This is a genomic window from Kribbella sp. NPDC104740 (assembly GCF_055583505.1).
This window is the reverse complement of sequence record NZ_JBVJNV010000007.1, coordinates 139,521-158,569: the sequence shown is the minus strand read 5'-3', so window position 1 is coordinate 158,569 and position 19,049 is coordinate 139,521. Positions and strand designations below refer to the sequence as shown.

The window sequence follows — 19,049 nt, the reverse complement described above, 5'->3', positions numbered from 1 at the left end:
GCTTCTGCTGAGTGGTTCGGGCGGTGCGATCGTATACATTGTTGAACAACCCCACAATCCATCAGAGCAAAATTACTTCTTGTTATGATGTGACCGTGAGTACTGGAGTTGACGACGACATCTCGGGGTGAGTCCCGAGGTGACAGGCCATCGAGCCGGCGTTCCGTACGCCGTTGCCGTGGCCTGATCGGCGTTTCCTGACCATTCCGCTCGCCCTGCGGGGCGGCGTACTCACTGTTTCGCGAGGTCTCCCGCATGTCCGACACATCCATCGTCTGCTCGTCGCTGTCGTTCGCCTGGCCCGACGACACCCCTGTCTTCGCCGACCTGTCCTTCGCGGTCGGCCCCGGCCGGACCGGCCTGGTCGCGCCGAACGGCGCCGGCAAGTCGACCCTGCTCAAGCTGATCGCCGGGGAGCTGACGCCGACCGGCGGCAGCATCTCCGTCGACGGCGTCCTCGGGTACCTGCCGCAGTCGCTGCCGCTGGTCGGCGACCTGACCGTCGCCGAGGTGCTCGGGGTGGCGCCGGTCGTCGCCGCGCTGAACGCGATCGAGTCCGGTGACGTCGACCCGAAGCATTTCGATGCCGTCGGCAACGACTGGGACATCGAGGAACGCACCCGCGCGCAGCTCGAGCGGCTTGGTCTGGACGCCGACCTCGACCGGCGGCTGAACACGTTCTCCGGCGGACAGGTGATCTCACTCGGGCTCGCGGCGCAACTGCTGAAGCAGCCTGATGTCCTGCTGCTTGACGAGCCGACCAACAACCTCGATCTCGATGCCCGGCGCAAGCTGTACGGCGTACTGGAGAACTGGAACGGCTGCCTTCTGCTGGTCAGCCATGACCGCGCGCTGCTCGACCGGATGGATCGGATCGCCGCGCTGGAAGGCGGTGAGCTGCGCTCGTACGGCGGGAACTTCACGGCGTACGAGGAGGCGATCGCGGCCGAGCAGGAGGTCGCGGAGAAGAACATCCGGTCGGCGGAGCAGGACCTGAAGCGCGAGAAACGCGAGATGCAGCAGGCGCGCGAGCGCGCGCAGCGGCGGGCGAGCAACGCGCAGAAGGGGTTGAAGGACGCCGGGCTGGCGCGGATCTTCGCCGGGAACATGAAGCGGTCGGCGGAGGTGTCGGCGGCCAAGGCCAACGCGACGCACGCCAACCGGCTGAGCGACGCGAAGGCGAAGCTCGACGAGGCCGGCCGGGCGCGCCGGGACGAGCCGAGACTCGCGCTGGAGCTGCCGGGGACGGCGGTGCCTGCCGGGCGGACTGTTTTCGAGGGGTCTGGTCTGCTCGTTCGCGATCTGTTCTCTGGTGACGGGGTTTCGCTGAACATCCGTGGGCCGGAGCGGATCGCGCTGTCGGCGCCGAACGGGACCGGGAAGTCGACGCTGCTGCGATGGATCGAGGGCTCGCTGGCCGGCGGTTCGGTCAAGCGTGCTGACGGGCGGATCGCTTACCTGTCGCAGCGTCTGGATCTGCTCGATCTCGACCGGACGGTCGCGGAGAACCTGGCCCACTTCGCGCCGACGATGCCGGAGGCGCAGCGGATGAACCTGCTGGCCCGGTTCTTGTTCCGCGGGCAGCGGATCCATCTGCCGGCGGGTGTGCTGTCCGGGGGTGAGCGGCTCCGCGCGACGCTCGCGTGCGTGCTGTACGCCGAGCCCGCGCCGCAGCTGCTGCTGCTGGACGAGCCGACGAACAACCTCGACCTGGTCAGCGTGGAGCAGCTGGAGTCGGCGCTGAACGCCTATGAAGGCGCCTTCGTGGTCGTCAGCCACGACGAGCGCTTCCTGTCGGAACTGGGGATCACGCGGCACCTGACGCTGACCGGCGGCCAGCTGCTGGAGTCAGCGCCGCCGGTGTCGGCCTGACCTCTCGCCCCCTCCCCTCCCGCGCTCAGTGTGGGAGGGGAGCTCTTCGGATGGTTGCCCCATGCCCTTTTCTGCACTTGTTGCCGAAGACATCGTCCGGGTGCTCGGTGCGCGCCGGGTGCTCGACGGTGTCTCCCTCACCGCGTCCCCCGGTCAGCGGATCGGACTCATCGGCGAGAACGGCGCCGGCAAGTCCACCCTGCTGCGCATCCTCGCCGGCGCCGACGCGCCCGATCGCGGGCGCGTCACGCGTCCACCTGATCTCGGCTACCTCTCCCAGGAGCTCCCGTTCGACCCCGCTGCCACGCTCACCGACGTCCTCGACGAAGCGCTGGCCGACGCGCACGCGGCCCTCGCCGAGCTCGACCGGCTGGCCGAGGCGCTGCCTGATTCGCCCGAGCTGCTGGCGGCGTACGGCGAGCAACTGGCGTACGCCGAGGCCCACGACGCCTGGGACGCCGACCGCCGCGCCGACCTCGTCGTCGCAGGCCTCGGCCTCGGCGACGTCGCGCGCACGCGGCGCCTCGACACCCTCTCCGGCGGCCAGCGCGCCCGGCTCGCGCTCGCCGCACTCCTGATCCGCCGCCCCAGCGCGTTGCTGCTGGACGAGCCGACCAACCACCTCGACGACACCGCGATCGCCTTCCTCGAAACGCAACTCCGCGCGCTCCCCGGCGTCGTCCTGGTCGCCACCCACGACCGCGCCCTGCTCGACGCCGTCTGCACCGACCTGCTCGATCTGGATCCCGCGCTCGACGGACCGACCCGGTTCGGCGGGAACTACACGGCGTACCAGTCGGCTCGTCGAGCAGCGCTCACCCGCTGGCGCCATCAGTACGTGGAGGAGCAGGCCGAGCTGGCGGCCGTCCGCGAGGCGGCCGCGGTCACCGCCCACCAGATCGCGCCCGGTCGCCTCCCGCGCGACAACGAGAAGATGGGCCAGGGCCACACCACCGGTCGAGTCCAGAACCAGATCGCTCGGCGTACCCGCGCCGCCACGCGGCGCCTCACCATCCTCACCCGCGAGCAGATCCCGCCCCCACCCGAGCCGTTGCACTTCCGCCCAACCGAACCAAAATCCCCGACTTCTTCTGACGATCCCCTGTTCTCCCTCCGCAACCTCCACATTCCCGGCCGCCTCCACCTCGACCAGCTCGACCTCCTCCCCGGCGACCATCTCCTCGTCACCGGCCCCAACGGCGCCGGCAAGTCCACCCTGCTCGCCGCCCTCGCCGGTCACCTCCCGGGCGCCGTCCCCAGCGATCCCGAGCTCACCATCGCCCTCCTAACCCAGGACACCACCTTCCCCGACGCCACCCCCGACCACCTCTACACCCTTGCCCTAGGCAACGAGCGGGCCGAGCAGATCCCGCTCAGCTCCCTGGGCCTCCTCACGCCGTACCAACGCAGCCAACCCGTAGGCACCCTCTCCGTAGGCCAACGCCGCCGCCTGGCCCTGGCGCTCGTCATCGCCGACCCGCCCGACCTGCTCCTCCTCGACGAACCCACCAACCACCTCTCCCCCACCCTCGCCGACGAGCTCGAGCAGGCGCTCACCTCCACCCTCCGCACCGTCGTCGTCGCCACCCACGACCGCCACCTCCGCACCCACTGGCCGTCCCGCACCCTCCACCTGAACGCCTAGCCAGGTAGTTTCTCCCCGGTGGACCCGGTAGCAGGGCGGTACCAGCTGATCGACCTGATCGGCACCGGCGGCATGGGCTCGGTCTGGCGCGCCTGGGACCTCCGCAAACACCAGTACGTCGCCGCGAAGGTCCTGGGGCAACACGACGCCGGCATGCTGCTGCGCTTCGTCCGCGAACAATCCCTCCGCATCCAGCACCCCCACGTGGTCGCCCCGCACGGCTGGGCCGCCGAAGACGACAAGGTCGTCTTCGCCATGGACCTGGTCGCCGGCGGCTCCCTCGCAACCCTCCTGGGCGACCACGGCCCGCTCCCGACGCCGTACGTCGCCGTCCTGCTCGACCAGCTCCTGCACGGCCTCTCCGCGATCCACGCCGCCGGCGTCGTCCACCGCGACCTCAAACCCGCCAACCTGCTCCTGGAAGCCACCGGCACCGGCCTCCCCCACCTCCGCATCTCCGACTTCGGCATCGCCGGCCTCGTCGACGAACCCCGAATGACCCGCCACAGCACCATCCTCGGCACCCCCGGCTACCTCCCACCCGAACAACTCCAAGGCGCCGACCCCGACCCCCGCCAAGACCTCTACACCGTCGGCGCCGTAGCCACCGAACTCCTCACCGGCCTCCGCCCACCCATCCCCACCCCACCCGGCCCCCTAGCCGAACTCATCACCCGCCTCACCGCCGAGTCCCCGGACGCCCGCCCCACCACCGCCACCGAAGCCGCGCGCCTACTAGCCGCCTCAGGCGCCCTCCCCCCACCAGGCGCGACCCCGTGGACCACCACCCCCGACCCACCCGAGGTCTTCAACCAACTCCCCCCGCTCCCCCACCCGTGGACCCCCACGGGCCCCGTGCGCCCGCTCGCCACCCCCGGCACCACCCCCACGGCGCCACCAGACACCACAGCCGAAGCCAACCCCACACCCGCAACCCAGCGGACAGACCCAACACAGCCGCCGGCATCAGCGCCTTCCCCGGGCGAGCCCCACCCCGCGGCGCAGGCGCTGGGCCCCATCCACCCGTCGCACACCGCGCACGTGTCGCACCCACCTGACGCCTCGCCCGGGCCGCCCTCGTCTGCCCCGGCGAGCGCCGCGCCGCCAGCACAGGCGGCGTCGGGCTCGGCGCCTGGATCCCACCCGAGCGACGCCCGCCCGGCGGTGCAGGCGTCAGGCCCGGCGCGCCCATCGTCCACAGCGCCGGCGTCGAGCGCGACCCTGCCGGACCAAGCCCACCCCACGGCGTCGAGCGCAGACCGCGCGGCCGAGGTCCGCCCGCCGGTCGGACGCGCCGCGGAGAGCGCAGCCCCGCCGGGCCAGCGCCATCCCGCGGCGCAGGCGTCAGGCCCGGCGCGCCCGGCTCACGTGCCGGCCCCGGCGAGCGACCCGGTCTGGGCGGAGGCGGGGCCGGGCTTGGCGTCGACTGCGGCGCGCGCGAGTGACGCCCAGGGCTCGGGCGATGCCCGGCGCTCGGGCACGCATGGGGCGTTCGGCTCGGCTTCACAGCAGGCGGCTCCCGGCGTACAGCGCTCCTCTCGGCGGGTCCTCGTGTGGGTTGCCGTCGCGAGTCTCGTAGGCGCGCTCGGGCTGCTCGCGGCTGCTGTTTGGGTGCTGCTGCACTGAAGCTGTGGCATCGTGTCGGATCGGAGTGGAGCTGTTCGTTGTACTGGTGAGTGGCGCCAAAGAGACGGTGCCTGGAGGAGGGAACGCCGTGCAGTACTTGGTCTCCGTGATTCATGACAAGGCGAACGACGGCACCGACGACGAGATGGCGGCCATCACCGCTTTCAACAAACGGGTACAAGACGACGGGAACTGGGTCTTCGCCGGCGGCCTCGCGGCCCCCGAGGCGGCGACGGTCATCGACAACCGGGACGGCGTGAGCTTGTTCACCGACGGGCCGTTCATCGAGTCGAAGGAGTTTCTCGCGGGGTTCTGGGTGTTCGAGGCGCCCGACCTGGACGCGGCGCTGAAGCTGGCGGCTGAGGGGTCGCTGGCCTGTAACCGGCGGGTGGAGGTTCGGCCGTTCCTGTGACCGACGCAGCTCAGGCGATCACCGAGGTCCACCGCGAGGAGTGGGCTCGGGTTGTCGCTGCGCTGACTCGGCGGTTCGGGGATCTCGATGTCGCCGAGGAGGCGACGGCGGAGGCTTTCGCGGTCGCCGTCGAGAAGTGGCCCGCGGACGGCGTACCGCCGAACCCGGGCGCCTGGCTCACCACGACCGCGAACCGGCGCGCGATCGATCGCCTCCGCCGGGAGACGAAGCGGGCCGACAAGCAGAAGGAGGCTCAGATGTCGTACGACGTACCGCCCGAGCCTCTCGGCGCGATCGACGATCCGCGGCTGCGGCTGATCTTCACCTGCTGCCATCCGGCGCTCGCGATGGAGGCGCGGGTCGCGCTGACGCTGCGGATGGTCGGTGGGCTCACGGTCCCGGAGATCGCTCGTGCGTTCCTGGCGCAGGAGTCGGCGGTCGGGCAGCGGATCACTCGCGCGAAGAGCAAGATCAAGGCGGCCCGCATCCCGTACCGCGTCCCGGCCGCGGAGGATCTGCCCGGCCGCGTCTCCGGCGTTCTCGCCGTACTGTTTTTGGTCTTCAACGAGGGTTACCTCGCGACCGCCGCCGACTCTGACCCCGTCCGCCAGGATCTGACCGCCGAGGCGATTCGCCTCACCCGGCTGATCCGCGCCCTGATGCCCGACGACGGCGAGGTCGCCGGGCTGCTGGCGCTGATGCTGCTGACCGAGGCCCGCCGGACCGCCCGCGTCTCCGGGTCCGGCGAGCTGGTCACTCTCGTCGAACAGGATCGCGGCTCCTGGAACGGCGATCTGATTGCCGAAGGCCACCATCTGGTCCGCGAGCGGCTGGCCACCGGTCTGCCGCCGGGCCGGTACCAGATCCTTGCCGCGATCAACGCCGTGCACACCTCGGCCCCGGACGTCCGGGACACCGACTGGTCCCAGATCGTTGCCCTGTACAACCAACTGATGCGAATCGACCCGACCCCGATCGTTGCCCTCAACCGTGCGATCGCGATCGGTGAGCTGGACGGCCCGGACGTGGCGCTGGCGATCGTCGACGGTCTCGGCGGCAAGCTCGGCAGCTACCACGCCTTCCACGCCACCCGCGCGGATCTGCTCCGCCGGCTGGGCCGCAGCGGCGAGGCCCGCGAGGCCTACACCCAGGCCATCGACCTCGCGGGCAACACCGCCGAGACCGCCTACCTCACCCGCCGCCGCGACCAGCTCGGCTAATCAGCGCCCGTACGGCGGGTACTGCGGCGGCGCAGCCGGCTTGCGCAGCCGGACGATCGCCCAGATCCCCACCGCCACCAGCACCAGCGCTCCGCCGCCGAGCCCACCGATCAGCCCGTACGGCGTACCGTCGTCATCCGGCGACGAAGGCGAGGAAGGCGGCACCAGCCCACCGGCCTCGGTCTTCTCAGCGGCCGAAGGAGTCGGGGAAGGCGTCACCGAGTCCCCGGCAACCGGCGTCGCGCCGTCGGTGTACTCAGGCTTCCCCGTCCCCGCGGTCCCGACGAGCCCGACCGTGACCGTCATCGGAATCGCGAAGGCCTGATCCTTCGCCTTGCGCGTCAGCGAGACCGCCAGGTAGTACTCCCCCGGAGTCGACGTCCCCGTGTCCTGGTTGTTCGCACCGTCCCGGTTCAGGTACCGGATCTCCTTGGTGGTGATCGCCTGCACCACACCCCGCTTGGTCAGCACACCGCGCTTCCCGGACCCTCCCGGCATGTTCTTCGCGAACACCGCGTACACGTCCTCACCGGTCGGCGAGATCAGCACCGTGTCGAGGTACCGGATCCCGTTGACCGCCTCACCGGTCGCCCCGGCAAGCTGCGGCACCGTCACCTGCGCCTGGATCCGCTGGCCCCAGTCCGCCTTGATCTTGTAGATCTGCAGCTCACCCGGCATCACCGTCGTCTTGTAGCTCCCGGCCTCGAGCAGCGGCGCGTCCGGAAAGCTGGACCCCGGCACGATGTCGCGCGGCGCACTGCCCGGCATCGAGGCCCAGGTCGGGTCGTCGGCCTCGGCCGGCAGCGCGGTCGTCTCGGCGACCGGCGGCTCCTCGTCGACGCGCAGCTCGTACGGCACGCCCTTGAGCTCCCGGAAGTCCTTGCCGGGGTCAACAGTCAGGACGAGCTGCTCCGCGCTGGCGCACGGCTTCTGATGGGCGTACTTCGGCCAGCTGGACGCTGTCCCGGTCGCCAGCCCCTGGTCGCCCTCGAAGGCCCGCGGGTAGCTCCAGCCGCAGTCGTCGCCCTCGATCGTCCGGAGCTTGGTCGCGGCCTGGATCACCAGGCTGCCGCCGCTCGGGCGCCGGAAGCTGACCCCGGCGCGCAGCGTCGACCCGGTCATCGTCCGCTTGATCAGGTAGTGCTTGGCGGTCTGGTCGGTGCCGAAGGTGTCGGAGTACAGGCCCGGGGTGAGCACCGGCGCGCCCTCCTGCTGCGGCGCGCCCTGCACCGGCGTACCGGAGATGCGGAACGGGCGGAACGCGCGGGTGGACAGCCGGTCGAGGCCCGCCTCGAGGTCGGTCGTCGAGTCGGCGTCGTAGTAGTCGCCGCGGCCCTCGCGGGCGACGCACTGCAGGTCGCTGCGGGCCTTGCCGGTGACCCGGAACCCGACCACGTCGATCTTCAGGTCGATGCCCTGCTTGGCGATCGCGCGGGCGACCGCGCACGGCTCCGGCGCGCAGGTCGCCTCGCCGTCGGAGACCAGCACGATGGTTCGCTTGCCCTCGGCCCCGAGATCCTTGGCCGCCTCCTGCAGCGCGTAGCCGATCGGCGTCTCGCCGTACGGCGTGTACTTCGCGATCGCGGTCCGCAGGGCAGGCCGGTTGCCGGTCCCGATCGGGACGGTCAGCTGGGTGTCGGTGCAGGCGCCGGGCTGGCTGCGCTTGAACACCGTCGCGCCGTACACGCGCAGACCGACCGCGGCCTCCTCGGGCAGCTTGCCGACCACGCGGGTCAGCGCCGTCCGGGCGGCGGTGATCTTGGTCTGCCCGTCGCCGGCCGGCTCCTTCATCGAGCCGGACGAGTCGAGCACCAGCACAAGCTTGCCGTCGCCCGGTTCCGGGTCGGCGAGCGCCGGCAGCGTCGTCCAGCTGCTCAGCAGCACGGCGCCGAGCAGCGCCAGCGCCGCGGGACGGCGGAGTCGGGTGGTCATCGGGTTGCCTCCAGGGGTGGTGTGCTGCGGCCGGAGCCACCTTTGCAGTTTGCTATCGCGAATGTCAACCGCAGCCTGCGACTTGGCATTTCGGTTCGCTACTGCGAAGATGCTTCGCACAAGCAACCACGAGAAGGGGTCACAGATGGACCAGACGGCCGAGAACCGGCAGCTCCAGACCGAGCTGTACGGCGAGCCGCTCGGTGACCTGATCCGCCGGATCGGCAGCACCCTACGGCTGACCCAGGCCAAGGTCGCCGAGGTGATCGGCCTGTCCGCGCCGATGCTGTCGCAGCTGATGAGCGCGCAGCGGGTGAAGATCGGCAACCCGGCGGTGGTCGCCCGACTGCAGACCCTGGAGGAGTTCGCCTCCCGGCCCGGCGTCGAGCAGCTCACCCACAGCCAGATCGAGACCGCGCTGGACACCGTCCGCGACACCACCGGCGCGTTCACCGGTTCGTCGCCGAGGGCAACGGTCTCGCGGGTGGTCAGCGGCACCGCGGCCGGCCCGCTGACGACCCGGGCGGTGGTTCGCCAGATCCAGGACCTGTTCCGCGAGGTGGCCTCGGCCGACGAGATCCAGCGCGCCGCCGAGGTGATCCGCGTCGCATCGCCGGGGCTCGCCGAGCTGCTGACGGTCTACGGTACGGGGCGAACCGATGACGCTGTGGCACACTTCGAGCGTCGTACGAGCTGATATACCACGCTCGGAGTAGACATTCCGGACCCGTCTCATCCGGTGTCACGGCGGAATGCCGCCCTCGCGGGCGGCGTTAGCGTCGTTCGGTGGGTCATCCCCACCGTTCCAGCTCACTCGTTCCCAAGGAGACACCCGTGCGCGCCATCAGCGCCTTCCGCAAGTTCGCCGCTCTCGGTACCGCCATCACCCTGGCGGTCGCGCTCGCGGCCTGCGGCAGCGACGCCGAATCCGATGCCTCCGGCCCCGACCTGGGCCTGCTCCAGCAGGGCACGCTGCGGATCGGCACACTCACCGACGCGCCGCCGAACGTCTACGTCAAGGACGGCAAGTTCACCGGGTTCGACAACGACCTGATCACCGCGGTCGCGGCCAAGCTGAACCTGAAGCCCGAGTTCGTCGGCACCGACTTCTCGGCGCTGCTGTCCCAGGTCAACGGCGGCCAGTACGACCTCGGCAGCTCGTCGATCACGGTCACCGAGGCCCGCAAGAAGACCGTTGCGTTCAGCAACGGCTACGACTTCGGCTACCTCGGCCTGAACACCACCAAGAGCTCCGGCATCACCAGCTTCGACCAGCTGGCCGGCAAGCGCGTGGTCGTCGTCCAGGGCACCGTCCAGGACGACTACGCGACCGGCAAGAACCTCGACCCGGTCCGGGTCCCGAACTACAACGCCGCGCTCGGCCAGCTCAAGGCCGGTACGGCGGACGCCTGGGTCTCGCCCGCCGAGATCGGCGAGAAGATGGCCAACGAGCAGGGCGGCGGCACGGTGATCCTGGCCGCCAAGGAGCTCAGCGACGCGCCGATGGCGTTCGCGGTGGCCAAGAGCAACGACAAGCTGCGCGCGGCGGTCGACAAGGCGCTCGACGAGGTGATTGCCGACGGCACCTGGACCAAGCTGGTCGAGCAGTACTACCCGGGCCGCGCCGTACCGGCGAACTTCAAGCCCGGTAGCGGCACGGTGAAGTTCACCGCTCCGAAGGCCGCCGCCGGCTGATGGACGTCTGGTCCACCCTGGGCGACACCTTCCTCGACTGGGAGTCGATGAAGGCCGTCCTGCCCGAGATGCTGAAGGTCGGGCTGGTCAACACGCTGATCCTCGCCGCCGCCTCGGTCGTGCTGGGCACCCTGCTCGGCATGGTCGTGGCGGTGATGGGGTTGTCCCGGCACTTCTGGCTGCGCTGGCCGGCCAAGATCTACACCGACATCTTCCGCGGCCTGCCGGCGATCCTGACCATCCTGCTGATCGGCCAGGGCCTGTCGCCGATCACCCGGCACTGGTGGGGGCCGAACCCGTACCCGCTCGGCATCCTCGCGCTGTCGCTGATCGCGGCGGCGTACATCGGTGAGATCTTCCGCTCCGGCATCCAGAGCGTCGAGAAGGGCCAGCTCGAAGCGGCCCGGGCGCTCGGCTTCGGCTACAGCACCGGGATGCGGCTGGTCATCATCCCGCAGGGCGTACGCCGGGTGCTGCCGGCGCTGGTGAACCAGTTCATCGCGCTGATCAAGGAGTCCAGCCTCGTCTACTTCCTCGGGCTGCTGGCCAGCCAGCGCGAGCTGTTCCGGATCGGGCAGGACGCCGCGGCGACGAACGGGAACCTGTCGCCGCTGCTGCTGGCCGGGATCTTCTACCTGGTGATCACGGTCCCGCTGACCCACCTGGTGAACTGGTTCGACAAGCGGCTCCGCGAGGGCCGTCCCGCCGATCTCGAGGTCGAGGAGCTCGTCCATGCCGACCATCGCTGAGTCCGCGGCCAGCCTGGAGCTGACCGGGATCGAGCTTGCCTTTGGCAACAACAAGGTGCTGCGCGGCGTCGACCTCGCCGTACCGGCCGGGTCGACCGCGTGCGTGATCGGGCCGTCCGGGTCGGGCAAGTCGACGTTGCTGCGGGCCACCAACCGGCTGCTGGAGCCGGCCGCGGGTGACATCAAGCTCGGTGGGGAGTCCGTGCTTCGGAGCGACCCGGACGAGCTGCGGCGCCGGATCGGGATGGTGTTCCAGCACTTCAACCTGTTCCCGCACAAGACCGTGCTGGAGAACATCACGCTGCCGCTGCGCAAGATCAAGAAGCTGACCAAGGAGGGCGCCGCCGAGGCGGCGCTGGTCCAGCTGGAGCTGGTCGGGCTGAAGGAGAGGGCGTCGGCGCGGCCCGGGAACCTGTCCGGCGGTCAGCAGCAGCGGGTCGCGATCGCGCGGGCGCTGGCGATGAAGCCCGAGGTGATGCTGTTCGACGAGGCGACCTCGGCGCTCGACCCCGAGCTCGTCAAGGGCGTGCTCGGACTGATGGCCGACCTCGCGGGCGCCGGGATGACGATGGTGGTCGTGACGCACGAGATGGGGTTCGCGCGGCAGGTCGCCGATCAGGTCGCGTTCATGGACCAGGGCGTGGTGGTCGAGTCGGGCGCGCCGGAGAAGCTGTTCGGCGCAGCCGAGTCGCCGCGGCTGCGGCAGTTCCTGTCGCAGGTTCTCTAGGCCATCGCCGTGATCAGCGGGACGACGTCCGCGATCGACTCGACGATCCGGGTCGGGCGGTAGGGGAAGCGGTCGACCTCGTGCTCGCCGGTGGAGCCGGTGAGCACGAGAATGCTGCGCAGCCCGGCTTCGAGCCCGCTGATGATGTCGGTGTCCATCCGGTCGCCGATCATCACCGAGGTCTCCGAGTGCGCCTCGATCCGGTTCAGCGCCGAGCGCATCATCAGCGGGTTCGGCTTGCCGACGAAGTACGGCGCGACCCCGGTCGCCCGCGTGATCAGCGCGGCCACCGACCCGGTCGCGGGCAGCGGCCCTTCCTTCGACGGCCCGGTCGGGTCCGGGTTGGTGGCCAGGAACCGCGCGCCGTCGGCGATCAACCGGATCGCCCGCGTGATCGCCTCGAACGAGTACGTCCGGGTCTCCCCCAGCACCACGTAGTCCGGGTCGCGATCGGTCAGCACGTACCCGACCTCGTGCAGCGCCGTGGTCAGTCCCGCCTCCCCGATCACGTACGCCGTACCGCCCGCCCGCTGGTCGTCGAGAAACTGCGCCGTCGCCAGCGCACTCGTCCAGATCGCCTGCTCCGGCACGTCGATCCCACCCGCGAGCAGCCGCGCCCGCAGATCCCGCGGCGTGTAGATCGAGTTGTTGGTCAGCACCAGAAACTTCCGCCCCGACGACTGCAACGTAGCGATGAACTCCGAAGCCCCCGGAATCGCCCGCTCCTCATGCACCAGCACGCCGTCCATGTCGGTCAGCCAACTCTCCACCGGCTTGTGCTCGCTCACGCCCATCTCCTCGCCGTCGACTCGCATCTGATCTTCGCAGACCCACCTCGGTCCATTCGCCAAGCACTCGGTGAGCCCGAACGCCCACCACTCACCAACCCGCGCCGTGATCCGTCCCCCACGCTCATTCCACTCAGCCCAATGCCTGAACTCCTCGGTTACTGAGTGCTGCAGATCCGCTCTTCGCGCCGCTCACCACTGACCGTCCCGATCTCCGACCGACACCCACCACTGTCCAACCTCCCGAAGCATCACCCGTTCACACTCAGCACCCCCCCGCGGGACGCCTCAACACCGGGGTTGATCAGTGCTGCACGTCGACGGCCCACCCCAAGCCGCACTCCGGGGCGATCCGCCGGACCGGACGCCCGGTGGTCCCCACCTGCCCATGCGGCCGGGAAGGCAGTCCGGGGCTGACCACCGCGGCGGCCGAGAGAAAGCGGAAGCAGGAGGCGGCGGAGCACTCACTCCGCCGGGGTCGCCTGCCCGGGGCCGCCCGGTGGCCCCGCCTGCCCATGCGGCCGGGAAGGCAGTCCGGGCTGACACCGCGGCGGCCGAGAGATAGCAGAGCGGCAGGCCGCGGAGCACTTCGGCGGGCGCCCACCTGGCGTTGTCTTGGCGCCTGCGGGCGGCGCAGCACTCGCTCCAGCAGGTGCCTACCGGCGGAGCCCTTGGCTCCTGCGGGCCGCGGAGCCCGAACGCCCACCACTCACCAACCATCCCAACCAGCCGGCCCCACGCTCAGGCCACCCCACCCGACGCCGGAGCTCCTCACTTACTGAGTGCTGCGGATCCGCTCCCACGGCCAATCACCAGGCACCGGCACCATGTCCGACCGACACCCACCACTGACCAACCTGCCGAAGCATCACCCACTCACGCTCAGCACGCCCGCGCAGACGCCTCAGCAGCCGGATTGGTCAGTGCTGCACGTCGGCACCCGCGGGTGCACCGGCCTTCCGCGGCCAGCTGCTCGCGGGTTGTGCCGCAGGCGCCTCGCGGCGGCCAGCTGCTCGCGGGTTGTGCCGCAGGCGCCTCGCGGCGGCCAGCTGCTCGTGGGTTCTGCGGCAGGCGTCTGGCTGCGGCGAGGTCAGCCGGCGTTTTCGGCCAGGCCGCGGAGCTTTTCGACCATCGCGTTCGGGTCGTCGGCCGCGTACACCGCGGAGCCTGCGACGAAGACGTCGGCGCCCGCCTCGGCGCAGCGTTCGATGGTTTCGGTGGAGACGCCGCCGTCGATCTGGATCCAGAGATCGAGGTCGTGTTTGTCGAGCAGGGCTCGGGTGCGGCGGATCTTGGGGAGGCAGACGTCGAGGAACTTCTGGCCGCCGAAGCCGGGTTCGACGGTCATGATCAGGATCATGTCGAGCTCGGGGAGGAGGTCCTCGTAGGGCTCGATCGGGGTGGCGGGCTTGAGGGCCATCGAGGCGCGGGCGCCCTTGGCGCGGATCTCGCGGGCGGTGCGGATCGGGGCGCGGCAGGCTTCGGCGTGGAAGGTGACGCTGCTGGCGCCGGCCTCGACGTAGCCGGGGGCCCAGCGGTCGGGGTCCTCGATCATCAGGTGGCAGTCGAGCGGCTGGGCGGCGGCCTTGGCCAGGGACTCGACGACCGGGAGGCCGAGGGTGAGGTTGGGGACGAAGTGGTTGTCCATCACGTCGACGTGCAGCCAGTCGGCGTTCGAGACCGCGCGGGCCTCGTCGGCCAGCTTGGAGAAGTCCGCGGACAGGATGCTCGGTGCGATCTGGATACCCATAAGGCTTCGGAGTCTACCGACGGGCCGTCAGCCAGCCGACGACCTGGTCCAGGGTCTCGACGGTGTCCACACCGGGTGGCAGCGGCGGGCGGTGGATCACGATCACCGGTACGCCGAGCTGCTCGGCGGCGGCGAGTTTCGCGGCGGTCATGTCGCCGCCGCTGTCCTTGGTGACGAGGACGTCGATGCGGTGCTCGCGGAGGAGCGCCAGTTCGTCATCCACCGCGAACGGGCCGCGGGCCAGCAGAAGCGTGCACCAGGAGGGGGCGGGGTCGGGTGCGTCGACGCAGCGGGCGAGTGTCCAGAGGCTGGTCCGGGCGAAGGCGTCGAGGCCCTGGCGGCCGATGGTGAGGAAGACCCGGGAGCCGACCTGCGGGAGGAGATCGGCAGCAGCCGCAGCTGAGTCGACCGAGTACCACTTGTTGGAGGAGTCATCAGGTGGGGATTCCCAGCCGGGCCGACGCAGGACCAGAAGCGGGATGCCGGTGCGAGCAGCAGCTTCAGCGGCATGCGAAGTCATCGTCGCCGCGAAGGGATGCGTCGCGTCGACCACCGCATCCACCCGCTCGTCCTCGAGCCAGCGCACCAGCCCCTCGACCCCGCCGAACCCGCCCTGCCGCACGGCACCAACGGGCAGTCGAGCGTTCGCCGTACGCCCGGCGAGCGACGACACCACCTCGATGTCCTGGGCAACCAGGAGGTCGGCGAGCCGGCGGGCTTCGCCGGTACCGCCGAGCAGCAGGACCTTCACGGTCCAACTATCTCGCGGCGACCCGCTTCCGCACGATCAGCCCGGCGATCACCAGCACGAGCAGCACCACGATCAAAACCACCGGCAGCACCCGAGCATGCGCCCCGGCGTCCACAGCGGCGAGCTCCGAGGTCGACCCCGCGGCATCGGTGAGCAGCGGTACGACGGTGACGTCCGCGCTCAGCGGTACGACGGCTGCGACCCCCTTGACCGCAACAGTCGCGTTCCACTTGTCCCCCGGCAGCAGCGCCGGTGAGTCGGCGACATCGGCCGACGTGGCCTTCAGCTGCCCGAACGGCCCGGCCAGCGAAGCCGTCTGCCGCGCCGACACCGTCGCGTTCCCCGTGTTGTGCACGGTGTAGCTGACGGTCGCATCACCCCCGACGAGCGAAGGCTTCACCCGTACGTCGCTGACGCTCAGCTGCGGCTTCAGCTCCCCACCGACCCGCACCTGGATCCGCACTCCCATCCGCTGCTCGCCGGCGCTCGCGAGCGACGTGACGATCCCGCCGATGTGATCCCCCGGCGCCGCATCCGCCGGAACCGTCATCGTGAACGGCACTGACGCCGACTTCCCGGCCGCGATCGACAGGTGCCCCACCCCTGCCCGCACCCAGGCGCCCACGCTCGTCGCCTTCTCCCCCTTGGCCCGCAGATCCAGCTGACCCGACTCAGCGGTGAACCCGTCGGCGGCGTACACGTCGAGCTCGAGCGGATCCTTGCCCCGGTTGACGACCAGCAGCCCGTCGTCGACCTTGTCGCCCGGCTGGACGGTGTAGGTGTAGTTCAGCCGGTCCGGGCCGAACGCGTTGTCGGCCGGCTGCACGCTCCAGGGCGCGTCGGCGGCGTACGCGGGGACGACGGACAGGCCGGCCAGAGCGATCACGGCGGCGGCCAGGAAACGGATCGAGCGCATCGGTGCAGTCCTTGGAATCGAGAACAGAAGGGTGGAGCGAGCCCCCGCTCGCCCCACCCCCGGATCAGCTGCTCAGCGCAGCCAGTTGGTGTCGGCGGCAAGCTTGTTGTTGCCCTTGCCACCCTTGTAGGTGGTGACGGCAACCTTGTCGACGACCGAGCCGACCGGCTGGGCCGGCGAGGCGCCGCTGTTCGGGCCGCACCAGTCGACGTTGCCGCGCTCGACGGCCGCGTTCGGGGCGGCGCAGGTGCCGCTGCGCAGGTTCTCGACGACCAGCTTGTCGTCGGTGACCTGCACCCGGACGTAGGTCCGGACGTGCTCCTGGTTCTCGACCGAGTTCGCCCAGTGGCTGTTCGGGTTCAGCGGGTCCGGACCGTAGTTCGGGTCCTTGGTGACGTCGGGCTTGGTCAGGTCGTAGTACTTCGAACCCGACGCCGAGTTGGCCGTCACGTAGAGCACGCCGCCCGGGCCCTGGGTGACCTTGGTCTGGCCCGGCAGCTCCTTCTTGTCGGCCTTCTTGCCGTTCTTGATCTGGTAGCTGCGCGAGTAGCTGTGGTCGTGACCGGACAGCACCAGGTCGACGCCCAGGTTGGAGAACGCGGTCGGGAAGTCCTGACGACGCACCTGGTTGTCACCGTCGTTGGCGTGCGAGGCCGGCGAGTAGATCGCGTGGTGGTAGACCAGCACGGTGTACTTGGCCTTGGCGCCGTACTTGTTGATCACCTGGGTCACGTAGCCGATGTGCGCGGCGTCCGAGGCGTTGGCGATCGCGTTGCTGTTCAGGTCGATGAACAGCACGCCCTTGTACATGTACCAGTAGTCACCGCCGGAGCGGGTCGCAGCGTCGCCGTTGTAGTACGGCGTCGAGCGGTCGGTGTTCGGCGTCCAGAAGTGCTGCTCGTAGGCCTTGCCGCCGACGTCGTGGTTGCCGATGGTCGCGGCCCACGGGTACTTGCGCAGCACGTCGGAGCCGAGGAAGGCGTCCCACTGCGACTCGACGTTCGCGGACTCGACCTGGTCGCCGCCGGAGACCAGCAGCTCGGTCTTCGGGTTGGCGGCGGTCGCCACCTTGAGGGTGTCGGCCCAGCCGGCACCGTCCAGTGCGGTGTCACCGGACGACCCGATCTGCGGGTCGCCGAAGAACAGGAAGCTGAAGTCGCCCTTGAAGTCCTGCGTCTGGAAGGTGTACGTCGGCGACCAGTGGCCGGCGTTGCCGATCCGGTACGCGTACTTCTCCCGCTGCTTCAGCCCGTCGATCGTCGCGTGCGCGTTGTAGCCGCCGTTGACGGTGTTCGGCGACACGGTCGCCGGGAAGGAGATCGGGTTCTTCGGGAACTCGCCCTTCTTCAGCTGGTTGGCCGGGACGACCTGCACGAGCGTGCCCGCGTTGGTCGACGCGTACCAGCTCAGCACTCGCTGGTTCTCCTTGGCGCCGACGCCGAGCACGACGCGCGAGACCACGACCGGCTCGCCGTCGACCGGCTTCTTGGCCGCCGTCGCGGTCGCCAGACCGCCGGCGAAGACTGTGGAAACCCCCACCATCGCCACCGCGGCCAGGGCCAGACGGCGGCCAGCAGCTCCGCGGGGGCGGACCTGCTTCCACTGGTTGAACTTCATCGATGTTCCGTCCGTTTCAGGTACGAGAAGTAGTTGCAACGACAACTTCCTCGCGGTGGGTGGACCGGCGGTGAACAACCGTTTCCTCACCATCAAAATATTCGGGTTCAATCAAAATGCGATCCGCTGCACGAACCAGAACAACCCGGTCACGGCGACCCCGCCGGAGATCACGCCGGTCACCCAGAGTGCGGTGATCGGCGTCTTGCGCCGCAGCAGCGCGAGCACCGGGAAGACCAGCGCGATGATCGTCAGCTGCACGGTCTCCAGACCGACGTTGAAGACCAGCAGCGACCACAGCAGCTGCCACGACCACGCGGCGTCGATGCCGAGCGCGCTCGCGAAGCCGAGGCCGTGCACGAGCCCGAAGCAGAACACCACGCCGAGCCGGGTCCAGCCCGCGCGGTCCAGGCTGAAGTGGCGGTTGCGAACCGACTCCAGCTCACCGGCGTGCAGACCTCGTTGCCTGAGGCGCCAAAGATGCCAGCCCGCGACGACGGCGATCGACAGCGCGATCACCGGCTCCACGAACGACGCCGGCACCTTGACCAGCCCGAGCGCGGCGAGCACGAAGGTGACCGAGTGCGCCACGGTGAACGACGTCGCGGCCAGCACGACCTCGCGCAGCCGGCGCGATCCGGCGATCAGCGCGAGCAGGAACAGGATGTGGTCGATCCCGGTCAGCAGGTGCTCGGCGCCGAGCCGGAAGAACTCCCAGAACCGCTCCGCCGTCGACTGGTGGGTCGAGAACGACCGGTGCTCCTTGTCCAGCGCGGCGCTGCCCGACTTCAGGTCGAGGTCGTAGGTCAGGATCGTCTTCGTGTCCTTGACGTACGTCTCGCTGTCCGGGAACAGCTCGCTGCGGATCTCGTGCTCGTCGGCCGGCTCAGGACACGCGTAGTCGAGCACGAGCACCGTGTACGGCGCTCCGTCGCGCTCGGTCATCGTGTAGTCACCGTCCTGCGTCGGCGTGCAGGCCTGGCCGTCCGCGGCGACGGTGAACCGCTTGCCCACGTAGGCGTTGACCGACTGGGTGTGCGCGGTCAGAGCGGCCGCCATCGCGTCGGGGTCCTGCGCGTCGAACGCGGCGGTGCCCGCGCGGAACAGCGCGTCGTCCTTCTCGGCGTCGGCGTCGGCGGCCGAGACGACCAGCAGGTCGTACTCGAGGCCGAGCTCGGCACGGACGTGACCGCGCTCGGGTGCGGTGACGTCGACGTACACGACGGAGCTGAAGCCGTGCGCCGCGGCGATCGGGGCGGCGACTGCGAGTCCGGCGACGGCGAGCAGGAGCGTGCCGACTACGGAACGCACAGGGATACGGAGGAACATGAGGCCTTCTCTCTGGTCGT

General features: G+C 70.1%; 16 protein-coding genes. 9 read left to right on the top strand and 7 right to left on the bottom strand.

Features of this window, described 5'->3' with window-relative positions; all coding sequences use genetic code 11:
* Positions 1-255 precede the first annotated feature (255 nt).
* The 5 genes from ACZ6Z4_RS31210 (at position 256) to ACZ6Z4_RS31190 (ending at position 6,775) form a co-directional block, all read left to right on the top strand.
* Positions 256-1,872: an ABC-F family ATP-binding cassette domain-containing protein gene (locus ACZ6Z4_RS31210; protein WP_465572380.1), complete on the top strand. Its 1,617-nt coding sequence runs from the start codon at positions 256-258 to the stop codon at positions 1,870-1,872.
* Positions 1,873-1,933: 61 nt separating this feature from the next.
* Positions 1,934-3,517 carry an ABC-F family ATP-binding cassette domain-containing protein gene (locus ACZ6Z4_RS31205; protein ID WP_465572377.1) on the top strand — a complete coding sequence of 528 codons (1,584 nt, stop codon included), beginning with the start codon at positions 1,934-1,936 and terminating at the stop codon, positions 3,515-3,517.
* 18 nt (positions 3,518-3,535) lie between these two features.
* Positions 3,536-5,143 carry a serine/threonine-protein kinase gene (locus ACZ6Z4_RS31200; RefSeq protein WP_465572374.1) on the top strand — a complete coding sequence of 536 codons (1,608 nt, stop codon included), beginning with the start codon at positions 3,536-3,538 and terminating at the stop codon, positions 5,141-5,143.
* Positions 5,144-5,231: 88 nt separating this feature from the next.
* On the top strand, positions 5,232-5,555 hold the full coding sequence (locus tag ACZ6Z4_RS31195) for a YciI family protein (RefSeq protein WP_465572371.1): 324 nt from the start codon (positions 5,232-5,234) through the stop codon (positions 5,553-5,555).
* Positions 5,552-6,775: an RNA polymerase sigma factor gene (locus ACZ6Z4_RS31190; protein WP_465572368.1), complete on the top strand. Its 1,224-nt coding sequence runs from the start codon at positions 5,552-5,554 to the stop codon at positions 6,773-6,775. Before ACZ6Z4_RS31195 ends, ACZ6Z4_RS31190 begins: the two co-directional genes overlap by 4 nt.
* Here ACZ6Z4_RS31190 and ACZ6Z4_RS31185 read toward each other — a convergent pair whose 3' ends face one another.
* A complete protein-coding gene (locus ACZ6Z4_RS31185) occupies positions 6,776-8,707 on the bottom strand; it encodes a vWA domain-containing protein (protein ID WP_465572365.1) in 1,932 nt (643 codons plus the stop codon).
* A 145-nt stretch (positions 8,708-8,852) separates the two neighbouring features.
* On the opposite strand from ACZ6Z4_RS31185, the gene ACZ6Z4_RS31180 reads away from it, so the two are divergent.
* The 4 genes from ACZ6Z4_RS31180 to ACZ6Z4_RS31165 all read left to right on the top strand — a co-directional run bounded on the left by ACZ6Z4_RS31180 (position 8,853) and on the right by ACZ6Z4_RS31165 (position 11,878).
* On the top strand, positions 8,853-9,404 hold the full coding sequence (locus ACZ6Z4_RS31180; protein ID WP_465572362.1) for a helix-turn-helix domain-containing protein: 552 nt from the start codon (positions 8,853-8,855) through the stop codon (positions 9,402-9,404).
* Between the two features lie 137 nt (positions 9,405-9,541).
* Complete coding sequence (locus ACZ6Z4_RS31175) at positions 9,542-10,402, top strand: substrate-binding periplasmic protein (RefSeq protein ID WP_465572358.1); 861 nt, start codon at positions 9,542-9,544, stop codon at positions 10,400-10,402.
* The gene (locus ACZ6Z4_RS31170; RefSeq protein ID WP_465572353.1) at positions 10,402-11,151 is read left to right on the top strand and encodes an amino acid ABC transporter permease; all 750 of its coding nucleotides are present in this window, start codon (positions 10,402-10,404) and stop codon (positions 11,149-11,151) included. Before ACZ6Z4_RS31175 ends, ACZ6Z4_RS31170 begins: the two co-directional genes overlap by 1 nt.
* Positions 11,135-11,878 carry an amino acid ABC transporter ATP-binding protein gene (locus ACZ6Z4_RS31165; RefSeq protein ID WP_465572350.1) on the top strand — a complete coding sequence of 248 codons (744 nt, stop codon included), beginning with the start codon at positions 11,135-11,137 and terminating at the stop codon, positions 11,876-11,878. The genes ACZ6Z4_RS31170 and ACZ6Z4_RS31165 overlap by 17 nt, the downstream gene beginning before the upstream one ends.
* Here the strand turns inward: ACZ6Z4_RS31165 and ACZ6Z4_RS31160 are convergent.
* From ACZ6Z4_RS31160 to ACZ6Z4_RS31135, 6 genes are all read right to left on the bottom strand, one after another.
* Positions 11,875-12,693, bottom strand: coding sequence for an HAD-IIA family hydrolase (locus ACZ6Z4_RS31160; RefSeq protein ID WP_465572347.1), 819 nt, complete (start codon positions 12,691-12,693; stop codon positions 11,875-11,877). The two genes, ACZ6Z4_RS31165 and ACZ6Z4_RS31160, sit on opposite strands and share 4 nt — an antisense overlap.
* 1,063 nt (positions 12,694-13,756) lie before the next feature.
* Positions 13,757-14,416 (bottom strand): ribulose-phosphate 3-epimerase, encoded by a 660-nt coding sequence (gene rpe, locus ACZ6Z4_RS31155; RefSeq protein ID WP_465572344.1) that lies wholly within the window; start codon positions 14,414-14,416, stop codon positions 13,757-13,759.
* A 13-nt stretch (positions 14,417-14,429) separates the two neighbouring features.
* On the bottom strand, positions 14,430-15,167 hold the full coding sequence (locus ACZ6Z4_RS31150; RefSeq protein ID WP_465572341.1) for a cobalt-precorrin-6A reductase: 738 nt from the start codon (positions 15,165-15,167) through the stop codon (positions 14,430-14,432).
* Between the two features lie 7 nt (positions 15,168-15,174).
* Positions 15,175-16,083, bottom strand: a complete 909-nt coding sequence (locus tag ACZ6Z4_RS31145) for a COG1361 family protein (RefSeq protein WP_465572338.1) — start codon at positions 16,081-16,083, stop codon at positions 15,175-15,177.
* Positions 16,084-16,155: 72 nt separating this feature from the next.
* On the bottom strand, positions 16,156-17,700 hold the full coding sequence (locus ACZ6Z4_RS31140; protein WP_465572334.1) for a purple acid phosphatase family protein: 1,545 nt from the start codon (positions 17,698-17,700) through the stop codon (positions 16,156-16,158).
* 111 nt (positions 17,701-17,811) lie between these two features.
* On the bottom strand, positions 17,812-19,011 hold the full coding sequence (locus tag ACZ6Z4_RS31135) for a HupE/UreJ family protein (protein ID WP_465572331.1): 1,200 nt from the start codon (positions 19,009-19,011) through the stop codon (positions 17,812-17,814).
* Between the last annotated feature and the right edge of the window lie 38 nt (positions 19,012-19,049).